Below are 17830 nucleotides of genomic sequence, written 5' to 3'. Positions count from 1 at the left end.
CTTTCCCGGCTCGCGACCCGAAAGCATGCTCGTGTATCAATGTTCCGCACCATGGTCTGTTCGTATTCGGATCGCCTGAGAAACGCACTACCTAAAATAAGGCGAATGCCTGCCAGTCACGTTCCCGGCGAAGCGCTTGATCGAGGAAACGGCACGACTGATGCCGGAATGCGACTTCCACTTTACGCTTGGCGAGCCTGGCAATCTTACCCGCACGGCTCAAGGTAACTTGTACAAATACGGCTTCCTGCCGTACGACCCCCATTTGGAAAAATATCAAGCGGCAATCATTCATGGTGGAACCGGGATTACCTACGCGTGCATTCAACACGCCGTGCCGATGCTCGTCTGGCCGCACGACTACTATCAGCACGACCACGCAGCACGAATCATCGATCGCGGTATCGGCTTAAAACTCCGGCCGACAAGCCATCAAGTGGCGGCCGACCTTCGCCGGCTGCTTAGCGACGAGGCGCTCCACAGCCGAATGAAAGCCTTCCAAACTCTAAGTGAGAGCTACGATGCGGTGAATTCCGTCTACCACAAGATTGCGTGCCTGAATGTGTTGCCTTAAACGAGGCCGGTCATCACCGACGCCAATCGTCGCCGACACCCGTTGCGAACGCTCGTCGTGTTTCCGCATATGCGTGACGTCGGTCTGGCCGCCCTTTGCTATCTTCGCCCGACGCTCCGGATGCTGCGCCTTCGCCAAGAGCTTCGGTCCGACCTTGGACCAGTTGCGGCGCCCGTGCTCGGCTCTTACCGCTTTCACCGCCAGTTAGGTCGGCATCTCGTCTCCGTATTTGCTCCAGCCTACTTGTCGTGTCGCTCGGGACGCCGGATAATGCTCGCCGATTGGCCGGTATTCGCTCTAGGTTTCGCGGTTAATTCCCCAGTGAATAGGCAGGGCTCCCATGACGACCAAACCGTTCCGCTCCGCTGCTACGTTCCTGTTTTCTCTCCTACTGGTTTCAGCAACGCTTGCCGCCTCACCGGTGGAAGATGTCGCGGAACACTTCACGCATGTAGATCGCAACCGCGACGGTGTCGCGAGCGGCGATGAGATTCGCGGTACCCTTTGGGCACGCTACGATGGTGATAAGGACGGCGCAGTGACTCAGACTGAATTCGTCGCCGGTCGTGCCTACGACAAACGCTTCGCCGAAACGGCTGCGAACCCGCAGCAAGCGTGGCTCGTTCTCGACTGGAATCAAGACAATTACCTGTCGGGCACCGAACTCGACGGCAAATGGGAACGGCTCGACGCCGACGGCGACGGCAAAGTGCAAAAGCACGAATTCATCACGGCCCGCACCGGCCCGGCGGTGGCGCCCGGACCTAATGCACCGCCTCCGAATAACGTCGCTCCCGTTCCTGCCGGCGAAGGCGCGAAGTTGAAGAGCCTCTGGGGTGAGTCGCTCGCTACGGCGCAGAAATCCGATCTGTTTCGGTTTTTCAATCTGGTTCGAGTCGGCGAAGGTGCTGCGTTTGAAGCCGGAACGCAATGGACGTTCCAACCGAAGCAAGGACCGTTCCGCGAGCTCGTCCTCGTGAAGCTCACCGAAAGCACCGACAAGCGAATCGTCGCCGCCGACTTATTGCTCGCCGGCTCGTTCGTCAACAATGCTAAGACCGACGTTTTTGCCCGCGACATCGCCGACAGTTTCATCGCTCAATTGACACCGGCCGCTCATGCTGCGGCGACGCGCGATCTGGTGAATGAGCTTGAGCACGGCGCGCCGAATACGGTTCGTGTCGACGGGGCCGCCGTTCCGAAGTTGCCCGATCCGCCGACCGCCGCCTATCAAGCGTACCTCGGCAAGCGCGAAAGCCACGAGCAAGAATTGGGAGACGTCAAGCTGATCATTCGTTCCGCGCCGGCCGCGGACGAATGGTTGCTGATCTCCTTCCAACCGGCTCGTGAAGCTGCCATGTAAGCCGACGTTGCGCCACCGGCGGCATTATCACAGTCGACTCGGCACATCTCGGCGAAGGAGGTCGGCGAATCGCCGAAAGGCGAACTCGCTCTCTTCCGTGCGGACATCATAGACGCTGCCTAGTTGCAGCGGCATGACATGGATCCTGTAGTTGGAGAACGCGACCAGCCGAATTCCCGGAGATTCACGATGACCTCGAGGTCGACGATTACGCGTCGTGACGTGCTGATTCGATCCGCCGCCGCGACGGCTCTCATCGCGTCTCGCGATCGGACGTTCGGCGCTCGTCCGGAGGGGCTGGAACAAGCCGAGAAATTGCACCGCGCCATACCCGTGTTTCTGGGTTACTGCGTGTTTCATCCGGAGCAATTTCAAGCGCGCGGCGGCCGCCAATGCGATTTGGAAAAACTCGCTGCGGCCGGCGTGCGGACCTTCATCGCGTCCGTCGGCTTCGGCTATCGCGGGCCCAATCAACCGTACTTCCAAATCGGGCCGCGCAACTATGTGATGGCGGGATCCGATGAATGGTTGCTGGAGCGGCAACTCAAGCGGATCGACGAGCTTCGCAGCGCGATCGAGGCGTGCCCGCGCACCCGACTGATCACTCGCGCAAGCGAACTAGCTGCTAGGCCCGACGACGACTCGATCGGCGTGATCATGCATCTGATCGGCAACAATCACACGCTCGGCGTCGACACCGTCGATTTGTTTTTCCGCCGCGGCGTGCGAGCCACGCATCCGGCCATGCAGTATCACAATCGCTGGTGTGCGGGTTACAACGGCATGAATGCTCCGGTGATGACCGATTTCGGACGAGAAGTCGTAGCGCGCATGAACAAGCTAGGGATCGTAATCGACACGGGCCACGCCTCCGACGAGACGGCGACGGCCCTGGTCGAGGCCTCGGTGAAGCCGGTCAACGACAGCCACACGATGAGTCGCGACGTGTCGCCGCAGTCGCGCGGATTGCGCGATGAAACACTGCGGCGAATCGCCCGTTCGGGCGGAGTGATCGGCGTCCATTTCGCCGATCACATGCTGACGAGCGAGGCTTGGCGAACCAAGTATGCGAACCGCGGGGCGTCGCGGCGGGAGTGGAAATACAATCAATACGTGCTCGACCGAACCCGCGACCCCGACGAGCGCATCCGCCTGCGCGAAGACCAGGCGGCCCGCGACCGGTTCTACCACGATCACAACCTGCCGGCCGATCCGGTTGTCCTCACGATCCGCGGAGCGAACGTGCGTCATCTGGCCGATGCCGTCGACTATCTGGTCCGGCTCGTGGGAATCGAACACGTCGGGCTCGGACCCGACGTCAACGGCATCGACGACGATCAATGGCCCGCCGAGATGAACCACATCGGCGACCTACCGATGTTGACGGCCGAGCTCCTGCGTCGCGGCTATGATGAACCGCAGTTGCGCAAGCTCTATTCCGATAACCTCGGCCGTGTGTATGCCGCATGCCTGCCGAGCTGAACGGTCCTTCCCGAGGATCGCAGCGGGTTAGCCGCCGGAGCAATTCGACACTATTTTCGGCAACACCGACGGATCCGTGGTCGTCTGCGGAACGTGCTCGTCGAACCGCCGTGATCGCGTCGACTGGAGCGAGTGGTTAGACGTTGAGCTAAATCGTGCGATTACCAAGCCGGCGTAAACAATCGCATAAGCACGGCAGCGATATTGAGGCAAACGGCCAGCCGCAAAGGGCGTTCTTTGAACGTACACGAACTAGTCGACAGACATGCTGCTAGGAAGCAGCAACATAGCGAGAGCATGGCGAATCCCGCACCGGTGTCCACGATTTCGACACTGAGCGTTTTCCGTGGTGACCAATGCGAGCACCAAGGCCGCGGATAGTAAGCGAAACCGAAGCCCGTAACTAAAACGACGGCCACAGACGATGCGCGAGCTAGTGTTCTCGACCATTCTGCAAGCACCAGCAGCCACTTCGGCGCGACGCGGCGAATGCGGGCGGCGCGCAACTCGGCGAGTGACGAGGTACGGAGCCCGGCAAGATCGGCTGCGGTACTTGGCGACGGTTTTGAGTGGAAACCAGACACCGCTGCACCCTTTAACGCCTAACGATTTGCTCACCTGCGCGGCGGCAGGTGCGTGTTGATCTGGGAAACGAGTATACGCTGCCGCGTCTGGTGGAGCGACTTGTTAGACGGCCTCGGGGCATGCATGACTATGCCGCTGTGGTTACGAAATCCATTTTAGCTCATCCTTTGTGACGGACCATTTGCCAGCCCGCCGTTCGACTCTGTAAAGGTTGCCGGAGGACGACAAAGTATCGTGATAATAGCCGCCTTCAACCTCAGCAGTATCGGCATCGAGCCATTTGACGGACGAAATGGAGAAGATCAATCTGGGGCCGCGTAACTGCGCTTCCATAGATGCGGGACGCACGTAGGGCCACCATTCATTTGCAAACCTTGCTAGAAAGGCGTTTGGCGGGTCGTTCGCCTCAAGGCTGAGGAAGAAGTATTTTACCCGGCGTTGTGTGCCGGACGCGTTGTGATCGAACTGATGGCGAAAGACGGCTTCGGCAACGTCCAAGTAATCAGGTGGATACGCGATGTGCTCCGCGTTCCCGGCCGAGGGCGGTGGGGGCCACATTACCCACGTCGCTGCCAAGCTCAACGTCACAGCGGCAACGACGAATTTGGAGCGTCTGGTCATAAGTCTAACGCTCATAATTAGCCGCCCGCTCTAAGCAAACGGGCTCGCCATGAGTCTAACGCACTCGAAGCCGACGAGCTAATCGGCTTCGTGACTTGCGGGTCGGCTGGATCGCGTGTTTAGGCGCGCCGACAATGCCCCAGGAGCCGTTCGCATCGCTCTCGAACCCAACCCTCGGACTTATCCCTAAGGCGGACGACGTCATCCACGAATGCGGGCGTTGCGATAGTTGCTGCCAACCTCGCATATTCACTGAACTCAGGTCCAATACGTTTAGACGCTGCGTCGCGCAGGATGATAGCCAACAACCGTTGCCGTTGTTCTGACGTTAGGGGCGCACTCTTGAGCTTGCTCGCGATCGAGCACTTGCGGTAGCCGGAATTAAAATATCGCGGACTTTCTTCGAGGTACAAAATGCTGTCTTCAATTGCTTCGGTTTGGTGCTGCTTTAGTGCTTCTATCAGGTCCTCTCTGATTCGATCTCCCCACTTGCTAGAGTTCCACAGGGCACGGAACTCGTCGGTAAATGAGCCCAAGCCCGGTCGTCCATAGAGACGCTCTAGTTCCCGCATCTCGGAGCGTGGATCCATAGTCGCCTAACAAGAATTAGACCGCCGAAGTGCGGCCGATCAGGGATGACTCGATCTCGATGTTCTAGCTTCCGAAACGGCTGGCGACAACGCGGCCTTTTCTCGTACGAGCGGTATCAAATAACCGTGGCTGCCCCTTTCGAGACGGCCGCAGGCACATGTTATGATCGAAGGAACGGGCTATTGAGCGGCCCGTTCCAGGCCTTCGGAGATCTGGCCCGCGTAAAGGAGCGATACATATGCTGTTCATGGCGAAGATGAGACTGGCGGCGATGGTCACGGCGGCGATCCTGCTTTTGACCGGTGCGGGTGCCGCGACCCAACCGGCCCCAGATCAACCAGCCCCAGACCCGGGCGGAGCAGCGCCGGCGCCGAACGCGCAGCCGAAGTCGGAGACGCCCAAGCCCGCGCCGGAGAGTAATGCAAGGGTGCAAGTCAACGACTTTCTTTGGGGCACCAAGACCGACGCTATGGGGCGCGCGAAGGCGCTGCAGATGCTCGGTTACAATGGCTTTGCAGTGATTCGCAACGCGGCCGAGGAGAAGGTGTTCCTGGATCGGCTGGAACAGACTAAGGCAGTGCGGTGGGACTATCAGGTCAGAGCTGTGCCTACCTTTGCCAAAGGCCTAAAAGTGGTCTGTTGGCGCGACATCATGCAGGCTGAAAACTTGCGGATCTCCGGCGCTCAACAGGTGGCGGGTGACTTGCGGCTCTGGCTTGAAACAAAACGGATGGCGGCTGGTGGAAACGGACCCGGCTGGCAGGCCATTTGTGCCTGGATCCCCCGCACCGAACGTCTCGAAGTTCCCGGCCCCGGCAAGGATGAGATCTGGACCGCCGACTCCACCTGGGGCGATGTGGCCGACGGCCTGCAGGCCTGCCTGGAGGTGAAGCAGACCACGATCAAGCCCGGCGACGACATCTCGCTGACCATGAGCCTGCGCAACGTGAAGCCCGCGGACGGCAGCAACTCCATTCTCGTCTGGGACAACAAATACTCGAATGGCTATCGCGCTGACTTCTACCTTGTCGTCACGCCGGACGGACAGAGCCGCATCCTGCGGCGGCCGGAGCAAGCCGAGTGGCGAAAGAACGTGCCCACGCCGATCACGATCCAACCCGGGAAGTCGTGGACGCTCGCCGGCATTGCGAACGACGTGATCGTCAAGTCACTGAAGGATCTCGGACTCGACACATCTCAGAAAGGCATCTACACCGTAACCGGCTACTACGAGGCGGATGGATACCAAGGGGACGGGGTCGACCGAGCGCGCGCGTTCTGGGGCGGCCAGATCGCCACGCCGCCGGTCGAGATCCGCGTGGGGGACGGCGAGTTCAAGGCGCCGGCCCCGGAGAAGATCAAGGCGGTAGAGGAGAGACAGCCGGCAGCGATCCGCCCGGCAAGATAGGCTGCGCAGCGTGGGGTTGAAGGTTCTCCTCCTCGAACTCGCGGAGCGCGCAACTCAGGAGATCTTCCTCGGACTCTGCTGGGCCTCGCGTAGGCGACGGCCGTGGGACTTCGTCAAGGGCCGCGTCGCGTGCCGAGCGTAATTCATCAGGTTAAACACCGCGGTACGATAGGCGAGCTCGGTCGGATTAGCGAACCGCCGGCACGTCGATTGTGGTACGATGTCTGCGTTGCCGGGTCTTCCGACGTTGTCGCGACCTCATTCTCTCGCTCCCGCTGCGGCTGCTAGGCGTCGCAGTTTTGTTTCGAGCTGTTTTTCTCCGGATCTTATGGATCCCGACCGGCATTCTTAACGAATCTTGCTCTCGAACCCAAATCGAGACGCGGAGATCGTTGCTGCGCTGTGGTCTTATCAAGCGAGTCGTTCGTGGATTTTTCTCCGCTGGTCGGGTGGCTTTCCCAATTCCTTCGGCGTCGAAAGTCGTCGCGCGTCGACCGGCGATTACATCAAGGGGCGAAAGAGCAGCCGCTGAGGGCGGAGCTTTATAGCCTCGACCAGCTTCGGCACCAGGCACTCGTCACGGCGACCGGGCATCAGTTGGCGACCGGCGCGGAAGCCGACCGATTGCTTCCTCGGCTGAACGACAACGAACGAGTCATCGCCCACGCGCACGATCTCGTCAACGCGGCGCTCGTAAATAATCGCCGCAATGCGCCGGCAGCCGAATGGCTCATCGATAACTTCTATCTGATCGAAGAACAAATCCGCACGGTTCGTCGGCACTTGCCGCGGTCTTACAGCCGCGAGCTTCCGCGGCTAGCCGCCGGCCCGTCGGTCCATTATCCGCGCGTGTACGGAATTGCGCTGGAGCTGATCTCGCACGTCGATGGCAAGGTCGATTCCGCCGGCCTCGACGGCTTCATCTCGGCGTATCAAACGATCCAACCGCTCAAGCTCGGCGAGCTCTGGGCCGTGCCGATCATGCTGCGGCTGGCGTTGATCGAAAACTTGCGCCGAGTCGCGGCCCGCATTGCGGCCGGCCGTTTCGATCGCGACCTCGCCGAAGATTGGGCCGCGCGGATGATTAAGGTCGCAGAGACCAATCCGAGCGACCTGATCCTCGTACTCGCCGACATGGCCCGCTCCAGTCCTCCTCTATCGGGTGCGTTCCTCGCCGAGCTCACGCGACACTTCCAAGCACAGAGTTCGAACTTCGCAGTTGCCGGCACTTGGCTGGAGCAACGCTGTTCCGAGCAAGGCCTGACGATCGAGCAACTCGTGCGCGCCGAAGGGCAATCGCAAGCGGCCGATCAAATCTCGATCGGCAACAGCATCAACAGCCTTCGGTTTCTCGGGCTCACGGACTGGCGCGAGTTCACGGAGAGCCATAGCGTCGTCGAGCAGGCCTTGTTCGACGATCCCGGCTGCGTGTACGCGCGCATGGACTTCGCGACCCGCGATCGTTATCGACATGAGATCGAGAAAATCTCGAAGCGCAGCCGCCAATCGGAATACGACGTCGCGCGGCGTGCGATCCAACTCGCAGAGGCGGCGGCACTTCACGGTCAGGAAGAACGGGCTGCGCACGTCGGCTTCTATCTCATCGACCGCGGCCGCGCAGCGCTGGATCAAGCGACCGGCGTTCGGCCGACGTTGCGCGACGAATTCAACGAGCTCGGACGGCGCTATCCGCTCTTTCTCTATCTCGTCTCCGTTGCGGCGATCACCGGCGCCGGCACGGCCGCTTGGTGGCTCGCGGAAGCGCGGAGCGGAACATCGAACGTCGTCCTTAGTCTACTTGTGATCGCCGCCGTGATCACCGCCGCGCAGTTGGCGATCGGCGTCGTCAATTGGCTGGCGATGCTCTTCGTCGGTCCGAGAATGCTGCCGCGCATGGACTTTCAAGAAGGAATACCTGATGAAGAACGAGCAATCGTCGTCGTGCCGACGATGCTCGCGCGGCCGGAGGGGATCGAAGGGCTGCTGGAAGACTTGGAAGTACGTTATCTCGCGAACGCCGACGACAACCTGCACTTCGGTTTGCTGACTGACTTCGAAGACGCGCCGAAAGAGCACATGCCGGCAGACGATGAACTCGTCCGGCTCGCGACCGAAGGCGTTGAACGATTGAACAAGAAGTACGATGAACGGCGCAGCGACATCTTTTTCCTATTTCATCGTCCTCGGCGTTGGAACGAGCAAGAACAGGTCTGGATGGGCTACGAGCGGAAGCGCGGCAAGCTCGCGGAACTGAACGACCTGCTCCGCGGCAGCACCGGACGCTTCTCGCAGATCGTCGGCGATACACGGCGTTTGACCGAAGTACGCTACGTCGTCACGCTCGATACCGACACGCAGTTGCCGCGCGACTCGGCACGCGAGATGGTCGCAGCGATGGCGCATACGCTTAATCGTCCGGTCATCGATTCGCAACTCCGCCGCGTCGTCGAAGGCTACGGGATCATGCAGCCGCGCGTCGGCGTGAGCTTGCCGAGTGCGCGACGTTCGTGGTTCGTGCGACTGTTTGCCGGCGATGTCGGAGTCGATCCTTACACGCGCGTCGTCTCCGATGTCTATCAAGATCTCTTCGGCGAAGGCTCGTTCGTCGGCAAAGGTATCTACGACGTCGATGCCTTCGAGCAGACCTGTAGCGGCTTTCCGGAGAACAAGATCCTCAGCCACGATCTGCTCGAAAGCGCTTACGCGCGCTCAGGCCTGTTGAGCGACGTCGAGCTATACGAAGATTTTCCCTCGCGCTATATGGCCGATGTCAGTCGCCGGCATCGGTGGATGCGGGGCGATTGGCAGATCGCGGCATGGACTCTGCCTCGCGTGCCCGACCGCGCTGGAAAACTCATTCGCAATACGATCAGCATCCTGTCGAAGTGGAAGATCTTCGACAATCTCCGTCGCAGCGCCACGGCGATCGGGGGCACGGCTCTCTTGCTCGGAAGTTGGGCCCACGGCTCCACGTCGGCATGGATTGCCGCGACGTTGACCCTGCTCTCCGTCGGGCTGGTTCCGTTGTTGTCGACGCTGCGTGAGTTGACTCGCAAGCAAGCCGAAATCCCGCTCCGTGCGCATCTTTTGGCTTCGCTGTCGGCCGCGGCAACGCACGCTGCACACGCCTTGTTCACGATTCTGTTCTTGGCCTACGACGCCTACATCGGCCTCGACGCGATCGCACGGACGATCGCTCGCGTTGCTTGGACCCGACGCAATCTCCTCGAATGGAAAACTTCGAGCGACGCGCAGCGCGGCCCTTGCACCGATCTGGTCGGCTTCTACAGGACGATGTGGTTCGGACCCACGATCGCGCTCTTCGCCGGCGCGTATCTATTCTTGTTCTCCAGCGCCGCGCTTCCGGTCGCATTACCGTTCTTGATTCTCTGGATGTGCTCGCCCGCCGTTGCGTGGTGGCTCAGCCGACCGTTGGCGCCGCCGCAAGTGCGACTATCGAACTCACAGCAAGAGTTTCTCGGTGCGGTCGCACGGCGCACGTGGCGCTATTTCGAAACGTTTGCGGCTAAGGAAGAGAACTGGCTTCCGCCGGATAACTACCAAGAACACCCGGCCCCGCAGGTCGCCTCGCGTACGAGCCCGACCAACCTCGGTATGGGCCTCTTGGCCGATCTCGCGGCCTACGATCTCGGCTATTGTTCGGCCGGTCGACTGCTCGAGCGCACCCAGCGCACACTCGGCACGATGGACCGCATGGAGCGCTACCGCGGCCACTTCTATAACTGGTACGACACACGCTCGCTCGCGCCGCTAAGGCCGCTCTACGTCTCGACCGTCGACAGCGGCAATCTCGCCGGCAATCTGCTGGTGCTGCGAATGGGCTTGCTCGAACAGATCGACGCACCGCTGGTCGCCCCTCGGTTTCTCTCCGGACTGCGCGATACGTTGCGTGTCGCCCTCGAAACAGCTCATGAGCGCCATCGCGCTGATGCTGCCGCAGGGCTGCCGTCGTCGGCCGTCGTCGTGCTGAGAATGCTGGAGCGGCTCGTCGGTGAACTGACGCCGCGCGAATTCTCGCCGAAATCGGCCGGGGTATTTTTCGATCGCTTGGCGACGCTCGTAGCGGAAGTCTCTGCCGCGAGCACGGACGACGCCGAACTGAGCGCATGGGTCGGGGCATTCGCTCACGACTGCGCCGATCATCGCGCCGACCTCCGACGTCTTACTCCCTGGACGTCGCTCAATCGGCCGGCGTTGCCGTTGCGACAGACGGCACTTGCCGTTCCGATCGCGCAGTTCGAAAAGATCCAAGCCGAGCTTGATGCCGTAGCCACGCTGAGCGGTGTCGCCGCTTTGCGCAGTTCCGTCCTGCCGCTGCTCGATGACTTGTTGAAAGACGATCCCGCGAAATCATGCTCCGATCCCGAAGCTTGCGCCGCCATCGCAGCTTGGGGGACGCAACTACGCACCGCAGTCGACGGTGCTGCTCGCTTCGCAAGCGACCGCACGGAAAAACTCTCCACTGCAGCTCGGCAATGTCGCTCGTTAGCGGAAATGGATTTCTCGTTCTTGTTCGACGAGAAGCACAGCTTGTTCATCATCGGCTACGACGTCGGCGAACGCCGGCCTGACAAAAGCTTCTACGATCTCTTGGCCTCCGAAGCGCGGCTCGCCAGCTTCGTCTGCATCGCGCAGGGAAAACTGAGCCAAGAGCATTGGTTTGCGCTCAGCCGGATCCTCACGACGACCGGCGGCGGCTCGGCCTTGCTTAGTTGGAGCGGGTCGATGTTCGAGTATCTGATGCCGCTCTTGGTGATGCCGACGTACGAAAGCACGCTGCTCGATCAAACCTACCGCGCCGTCGTCCGGCGGCAGATCGACTACGGCCGGCAGCGTGGTGTGCCGTGGGGCATCTCCGAGTCGGGCTTCAATACCGTCGACGTTCACCTGACGTACCAGTATCGCGCGTTCGGCGTGCCGGGCCTCGGGCTCAAGCGCGGACTTGCCGAAGATCTCGTGGTCGCACCCTATGCGAGCGCTCTGGCGCTAATGGTCGCGCCGGATGCCGCGTGTCGCAACATGCAGCGGCTCGCCGACGACGGACATCAAGGAGCCTACGGTCTCTACGAAGCCATCGACTACACCCCATCGCGATTGCCGCGCGGTGCTTCACGCGTCGCCGTGCGACAGTTTATGGCCCATCATCAAGGGATGAGCTTGCTGGCGATCGATTACGTGCTGGCCGACCGGCCGATGCAACGTCGCTTCAAAGCCGATCCGATGCTGCTCGCCACCGATTTACTCTTGCAAGAGCGAGTTCCGAAAGCAGCCGCCGCGATTTTTCCACACGCCGCCGAGGCCGATGCGACGCGCATCGAGACCGTCGCCGAGCCGGGTGCGATGCGGATCTACACCGATCCGAGCGGCCCGACGCCGGAGATCAACCTGCTCTCGAACGGCCGGTATCACTTGATGATCACGGCGGCCGGCGGCGGCTATAGTCGCTGGGGCGATCTCGCCGTCACGCGCTGGCGCGAAGACGCGACCCGCGATTGCTGGGGCTCGTTCTGCTATCTGCGCGATAAGGAGAGCGGCGTCTTTTGGTCGACCGCGTTCCACCCGACGCAAAAACCCTCGAAGCAATACGAAGCGATCTTCACGCAGGCCCGAGCCGAGTTTCGCCGGCGCGACGAAGGAATCGAAACGTACACCGAGATTTCCGTTTCACCGGAAGACGATGTCGAACTGCGGCGCATTTCGATCACGAACCGTTCGGACACACCGCGCACGATCGAAGTGACGAGCTATGCCGAAGTGGTGCTCGCTGCTCCGGCCCACGACCTTGCGCATCCTGCGTTCAGCAATCTCTTCGTACAAACGGAACTCGTCCGCAATCGGCAGGCGATTCTCTGCACGCGTCGGGCCCGATCCGCCGAAGAGGTTCCGCCCTGGATGGTGCATCTCATGACCGTGCAAGGAACCACGGTCGGTGAAGCGTCGTTCGAGACCGACCGGATGCGTTTCGTCGGACGGTCGCGCAGTCTTTCGTCGCCTGCTGCGATGGATAGCGGAGCGATTCTTTCGGATAGCGAAGGGGCCGTACTCGATCCCTCCGTTTCGATTCGCCGCGTCCTTCTCATCGCGCCGAATGAAACGGTTCGCGTCGATTTCGTGACGGGCGTCGCCGTCTCGCGCGATGCTGCCGCCGTGATCATGGACAAATACCACGATTCGCGACTCTCGGATCGCGTCTTCGAACTCGCTTGGACGCACAGTTCGATTCTCTTGCGGCAGCTTAATGCCACGGAAGCCGAAGCTCAGGTCTACACGCGCTCGGCCGGTTCTTTGATTTACGCGTCGTCGTTGCGTCGTGCGAAGCCGGCGTTGATCGGCAGCAACCGTCGCGGACAGTCCGGCCTATGGGGCTACGGTATCTCCGGCGACCTTCCGATCGTGCTCGTTCGTATTCGCGATCAAGCCAACATGGAGTTGGTTCGCCAAGCCGTGCAAGCACATGCTTATTGGCGCTTGAAAGGTTTGAAGATCGACCTCGTCGTCTGGAACGAAGACGATTCGGTGTATCGGCAAACCTTGCAAGATGCGATTCACGATCTGATCGTATCGAGCCCGGAAGGAGTGATGTTCGACAAGCCGGGAGGGATTTTCATTCGGCGCGGCGAACAGATCTCGGAAGAAGATCGAACGTTGCTCCTAACCGTCGCACGAATGGTTTTGTTCGACGACGCAGGAACATTCGCCGAGCAGATCGAACGTCGCGGCCGGTCGGATCTGTTTCCGTCGCCGTTTAAGCCCGTGCGGCGTCCGGCAGCGCCGCGGCTCTCGACGGCCGAGCACGTTCGGAGCGATCTCGTCTTCTTCAACGGCCTCGGCGGCTTCACTTCCGATGGTCGCGAATACGTCACGATTCTCAACGCCGAACGGACGACGCCGGCGCCGTGGGTGAACGTGCTCGCCAACCCGTACTTCGGGACCGTCGTCTCGGAAAGCGGCAGCGCCTATACCTGGATCGAGAACAGCCACGAGTTCCGCCTGACCCCCTGGTACGACGACCCGGTGACCGATGTCTGCGGCGAGGCATTCTACTTGCGCGACGAACAGAGCGGTCGCTTCTGGTCGCCGACCCCGCTCCCGGCGCGCGGCAAAGAGCCATACACCACACGGCACGGATTCGGCTATTCGATCTTCGAACACACGGAAGACGACATCGCCACCGAGCTCTGTATGTTCGTCGCGACCGATGCGCCGGTGAAGTTCATCAAGCTCAAGATCGCGAATCGCTCGGGCCGGCCTCGCTCGCTCTCCGTCACCGGCTATTGGGAATGGGTGCTCGGCGAGTTGCGAGATAAAACGCTGATGCACGTCGTCACGGAACTCGATTCGGCAACCGGCGCACTCTTCGCTCGCAACGCATACAGCACCGAATTCTCCGAGCGAGTCGCGTTCGTCGACTGTAGCGAAACGATGCGCTCGGTAACCGCCGACCGAATGGAATTCCTCGGCCGCAACGGCACGCCGGCCAATCCCGCGGCGCTGCGACGCGTGCGGCTTTCCGGTCGCGTTGGGCCGGGCCTAGATCCTTGCGCGGCGATGCAGGTGCAATGGGAGCTTGAAGACGGACACGAAAAAGAGATCGTGTTTATTCTCGGGGCAGCGAACGCCGAGGCCGATGCGCGGCAGCTCATCGACCGGTTCCGCGGTGTCGGCAATGCGCAACGCGCGCTCGAGGCGGTATGGCGATACTGGGGTCGCACGCTCGGCACGGTGTACTTGGAGACACCAGACCCAGCGGTCAACTTTCTCGCGAATGGCTGGCTCGTCTATCAAACGCTCGCGTGTCGCATGTGGGCCCGAACCGGCTTCTACCAGTCGGGCGGAGCGTTCGGTTTTCGAGATCAATTACAAGATGCGATGGCGCTGCAGTATGCGGAGCCCGGCATTTTGCGAGCGCATTTACTGCGCGCCGCCGCGCATCAGTTCCGCGAAGGAGACGTGCAACATTGGTGGCATCCGCCGGCCGGTCGAGGAGTGCGGACGCATTTCTCCGACGACTATCTTTGGTTGCCGGTCGCGGCTTGTCGCTACGTGGCCGGCACAGGCGACACGGGCGTGCTCGAAGAACGCGTGCCGTTCTTGACGGCTCGGACACTTCGACTTGAGGAAGAAGCGTTCTACGATCTGCCGCAAGTCTCCGACGATGTCGACACGCTGTATGAGCATTGCGTCCGTGCGATCGAGAACGGCTTGCGCTTCGGCGAGCATGGGTTGCCGTTGATGGGCTGCGGCGATTGGAACGACGGAATGAACCTCGTCGGCGCCGAGGGAAAAGGGGAAAGCGTGTGGCTCGGCTTCTTCTTGTTCGACGTACTGACGCAATTCGCCGAGTTGGCGAGAAGCCGCAGCGACATCGCGCGTGCCGACCGCTACGACCTGGAAGCCGGCCGGTTGCGCGGCAACATCGAAGCTCACGGCTGGGACGGCGATTGGTATCGTCGGGCCTACTTCGACGACGGCGAGCCGCTCGGTTCGGCGACGAACATCGACTGTCAGATCGATTCGTTGTCGCAAAGCTGGGCGGTGCTTTCCGGTGCGGGGATACTCGAAAGGGCGCACAAGGGAATGGAGAACGTCGAGCGCCGACTCGTCCGTCGCGATTCGCGGTTGATTCAGTTGCTTGACCCGCCGTTCGACAAGTCGGCCCTTAATCCCGGTTACATCAAAGGCTACGTGCCGGGCGTTCGCGAGAACGGCGGCCAATACACTCACGCGGCGATCTGGACCGTGATGGCGTTTGCGAAGATGGGAGAAGCCGAGCGCGCTTGGGAACTTTTCTCGATGATCAACCCAATCGCGCACGGCTCATCGGCGAAAGAGATCTCGACCTATCGCGTAGAGCCGTATGTCGTCGCCGCCGATGTCTACTCGGTGGCACCGCACACGGGCCGCGGCGGCTGGACATGGTACACCGGCTCGGCCGGATGGATGTACCGGCTCATCACCGAGTCGCTCGTCGGTCTGCGACTGGAAGTGGATCGGCTCCGCTTCGAGCCGCGGCTTCCGGCGAGTTGGCCGGCGTTCAAGATCCACTACCGCTATCGAGAGACCGTGTATCACATCACGATCGCCGGCGGCGGCGATGGCGCGACGGTCAAGCAACTCACGGTTGATGGCGTCGATCAAGCCGAGCTCGCAGTGCGGCTGGTCGATGATCGCCGCGATCACGCAGTACAGGTCACCTTAGGGTGACGGGACACAATCGGTTCGAACGGTCGGCGACGAACTTTCGAGCGAACGTAACGGAGAGCAAAATGGACCGAAGCCGAAAAGCGACGCGCGAAGCAAACGAAACGACCTTGCAACATAAGAGCCGCGCCGATGTCGTCATGACCGAAGAACTCATGCAGGAACGGCTCGCCGGACTGCAATCGTTGATCGAGCAAATTCAGAAGAAACCGCCGGGAAAGATCGAGATCGCGCGACGCATCAGCGCATTCGGCGAGTGCACGAAGATCGAGACGGAATCGGCAGGTCAATACTACGAACGCCTCCGCATCTGGCTCGAACGCCGACTGCCCCAAAAAAGAAGACCGCTCCATCCACCACGTCAAAACGGCGCTTGACGTTCCTTGAAGATTGAATAATTCATGCTGTCGTTTTGATCTCGACCACTTGCGAAGCGCTTTCAGTACATCCATGCCCATCGCAAACTCGGCCGATCTCATGATAAGTAGATCGAGCGACTTTAAAGTCCGCGCGATGATCTCGCGCCGCGCTCGACGGGGGGACGGTGCCGTAGCGTTTTTCGGAGCCTGGGAATTACGAGGCGCTCAGCGACGCTACCAGTCCGGGTGTTAATTTGCGTAAAGGGATTTTGCAGGCAGCAGGTGAAGGTGGGACGAATCATCCCAGAGCCGATGCACCACGGAATGACGCTGATTTCCCCGGCATGGAACCAAAAAGTTGGCCGCGCTGGTAAAATTTGCGAGATTCGATTTCGGGTAGGCGGGTAGCCGGCGTTCATATAATGCTCGCTCGGCGCAATCCGCCGGTTCGCCGGAAGTCGATGAGTTGCAACGGTGTGCGGCCGAGGCGGTTGAAGGGTTGAGCGACGACGCCGATGCGCTCTTTACAGTCGCACGTCTCTGTCTGGTCGATCCGTTCTACAAATGCAGGCTGATCGGCCTCGGCTTGACCGAACGTCACGGCAAGCGAGGGGCCGAATTGCTCCCGTTTGCCGAACGGCTCGTTGACGATGAGGTGGATGAAGTCGCCGTTACGGCTCGTCGAATTACGAGCGACTTATCGTGAGATGATTTGCTTAATTTTCAACGGATCAAAGTTTCTGAAGAACCCTGGAGATTTCGTTCCATCCAATCTCCCTTATTGGCCTCGGCCCAGTGAGTTCGTTTTCTAGCTCTTCTCAAGACTTTCGTCCCGCTAATCGATCGGCACGCTTTAACAGCGTCGGAATTCCGAATGGCCCGTGCATGGCTCGAATACTTTCAGCAGCATGTCTCACGCCTAATAGATGGATTTCCTTGCTTCGTATCATACTCACCATTCGTAAACGAATCGCACTGGTCCGACCTTCGTGATTGAACTTCCTGGGATGTAAGTGCGGCTGCTCTTCTGACTACATCAGTGCTGCTACTCGTCATCGGCACCAGCGGGTTTTAGTCGCATAAAACCTTCATTCGTGAAGATTGCAAAGTCAGAATCCACAGCCGCAATCGGAATGTCGTCTTCTGCCCCGCCTTCAAGCAACCTGTCATTTATGAGTGCGGGACCGCTATTTTCAAAGAACCGCTTGCGAGGATCAAGTTGAATGTGCATGTTCTTTGCGCCGAACAAATCAGTATTGTGCCCATTCGTTTTCGCTTTCATTTCGATGATGCGACCCATGTCGGCAACCACGCCGAATGTCCGCCCCGTTTGAATCAGCGGCTTGTCGCTCGTCGAAAGCAAGTTACATGACGCCTGAATTGAATCGGTGTCCCATGAACGCGATTCATAAAGCGACTTGCCTTCGCCGAACGAAATGCCAAGATTTCCTTCGCCTTGATATAGGTTGATTCCATCAGGCAGTGGTGACCTGCCCCCACGCGTGATACCAAGTGTTGCGTTAGTTTCTTCAAGAATCAAGCTTGGTCTTTTCGCGGAGCGCAGCGTAGCGAAAAGACCAAGCTTGAACGGCCTCGGGTGCCGGGGGTCGATAGCCCAACGAGCT

The 17830-nt window shown here is 60.3% G+C and carries 8 protein-coding genes; 6 read left to right on the top strand and 2 right to left on the bottom strand.

Going from position 1 to position 17830, the window contains the following annotated elements; translation table 11 throughout:
• Window positions 1-136 precede the first annotated feature (136 nt).
• The 3 genes from K8U03_05525 (at window position 137) to K8U03_05515 (ending at window position 3419) form a co-directional block, all read left to right on the top strand.
• Complete coding sequence (locus tag K8U03_05525) at window positions 137-574, top strand: hypothetical protein (protein ID MCE9604349.1); 438 nt, start codon at window positions 137-139, stop codon at window positions 572-574.
• Window positions 575-914: 340 nt separating this feature from the next.
• A complete protein-coding gene (locus K8U03_05520; GenBank protein MCE9604348.1) occupies window positions 915-1937 on the top strand; it encodes a hypothetical protein in 1023 nt (340 codons plus the stop codon).
• A 189-nt stretch (window positions 1938-2126) separates the two neighbouring features.
• A complete protein-coding gene (locus tag K8U03_05515; protein MCE9604347.1) occupies window positions 2127-3419 on the top strand; it encodes a dipeptidase in 1293 nt (430 codons plus the stop codon).
• 726 nt (window positions 3420-4145) lie between these two features.
• Here the strand turns inward: K8U03_05515 and K8U03_05510 are convergent.
• A complete protein-coding gene (locus K8U03_05510; GenBank protein ID MCE9604346.1) occupies window positions 4146-4625 on the bottom strand; it encodes a hypothetical protein in 480 nt (159 codons plus the stop codon).
• An 829-nt stretch (window positions 4626-5454) separates the two neighbouring features.
• On the opposite strand from K8U03_05510, the gene K8U03_05505 reads away from it, so the two are divergent.
• The 3 genes from K8U03_05505 to K8U03_05495 all read left to right on the top strand — a co-directional run bounded on the left by K8U03_05505 (window position 5455) and on the right by K8U03_05495 (window position 16223).
• On the top strand, window positions 5455-6624 hold the full coding sequence (locus K8U03_05505) for a hypothetical protein (protein MCE9604345.1): 1170 nt from the start codon (window positions 5455-5457) through the stop codon (window positions 6622-6624).
• A gap of 981 nt (window positions 6625-7605) precedes the next feature.
• The gene (locus tag K8U03_05500) at window positions 7606-15849 is read left to right on the top strand and encodes a cyclic beta 1-2 glucan synthetase (protein ID MCE9604344.1); all 8244 of its coding nucleotides are present in this window, start codon (window positions 7606-7608) and stop codon (window positions 15847-15849) included.
• A gap of 62 nt (window positions 15850-15911) precedes the next feature.
• On the top strand, window positions 15912-16223 hold the full coding sequence (locus tag K8U03_05495; protein ID MCE9604343.1) for a hypothetical protein: 312 nt from the start codon (window positions 15912-15914) through the stop codon (window positions 16221-16223).
• Between the two features lie 1027 nt (window positions 16224-17250).
• On the opposite strand, the gene K8U03_05490 is transcribed toward K8U03_05495, so the two are convergent.
• On the bottom strand, window positions 17251-17830 hold a 580-nt coding region (locus K8U03_05490; protein ID MCE9604342.1), incomplete at its 5' end, for a hypothetical protein.

This window comes from Planctomycetia bacterium, from assembly GCA_021413845.1.
In the GTDB taxonomy this organism is placed as follows: domain Bacteria; phylum Planctomycetota; class Planctomycetia; order Pirellulales; family PNKZ01; genus PNKZ01.
The sequence above is the reverse complement of the archived record's forward strand: the minus strand, read 5'-3'. Positions and strand labels throughout refer to the sequence as shown.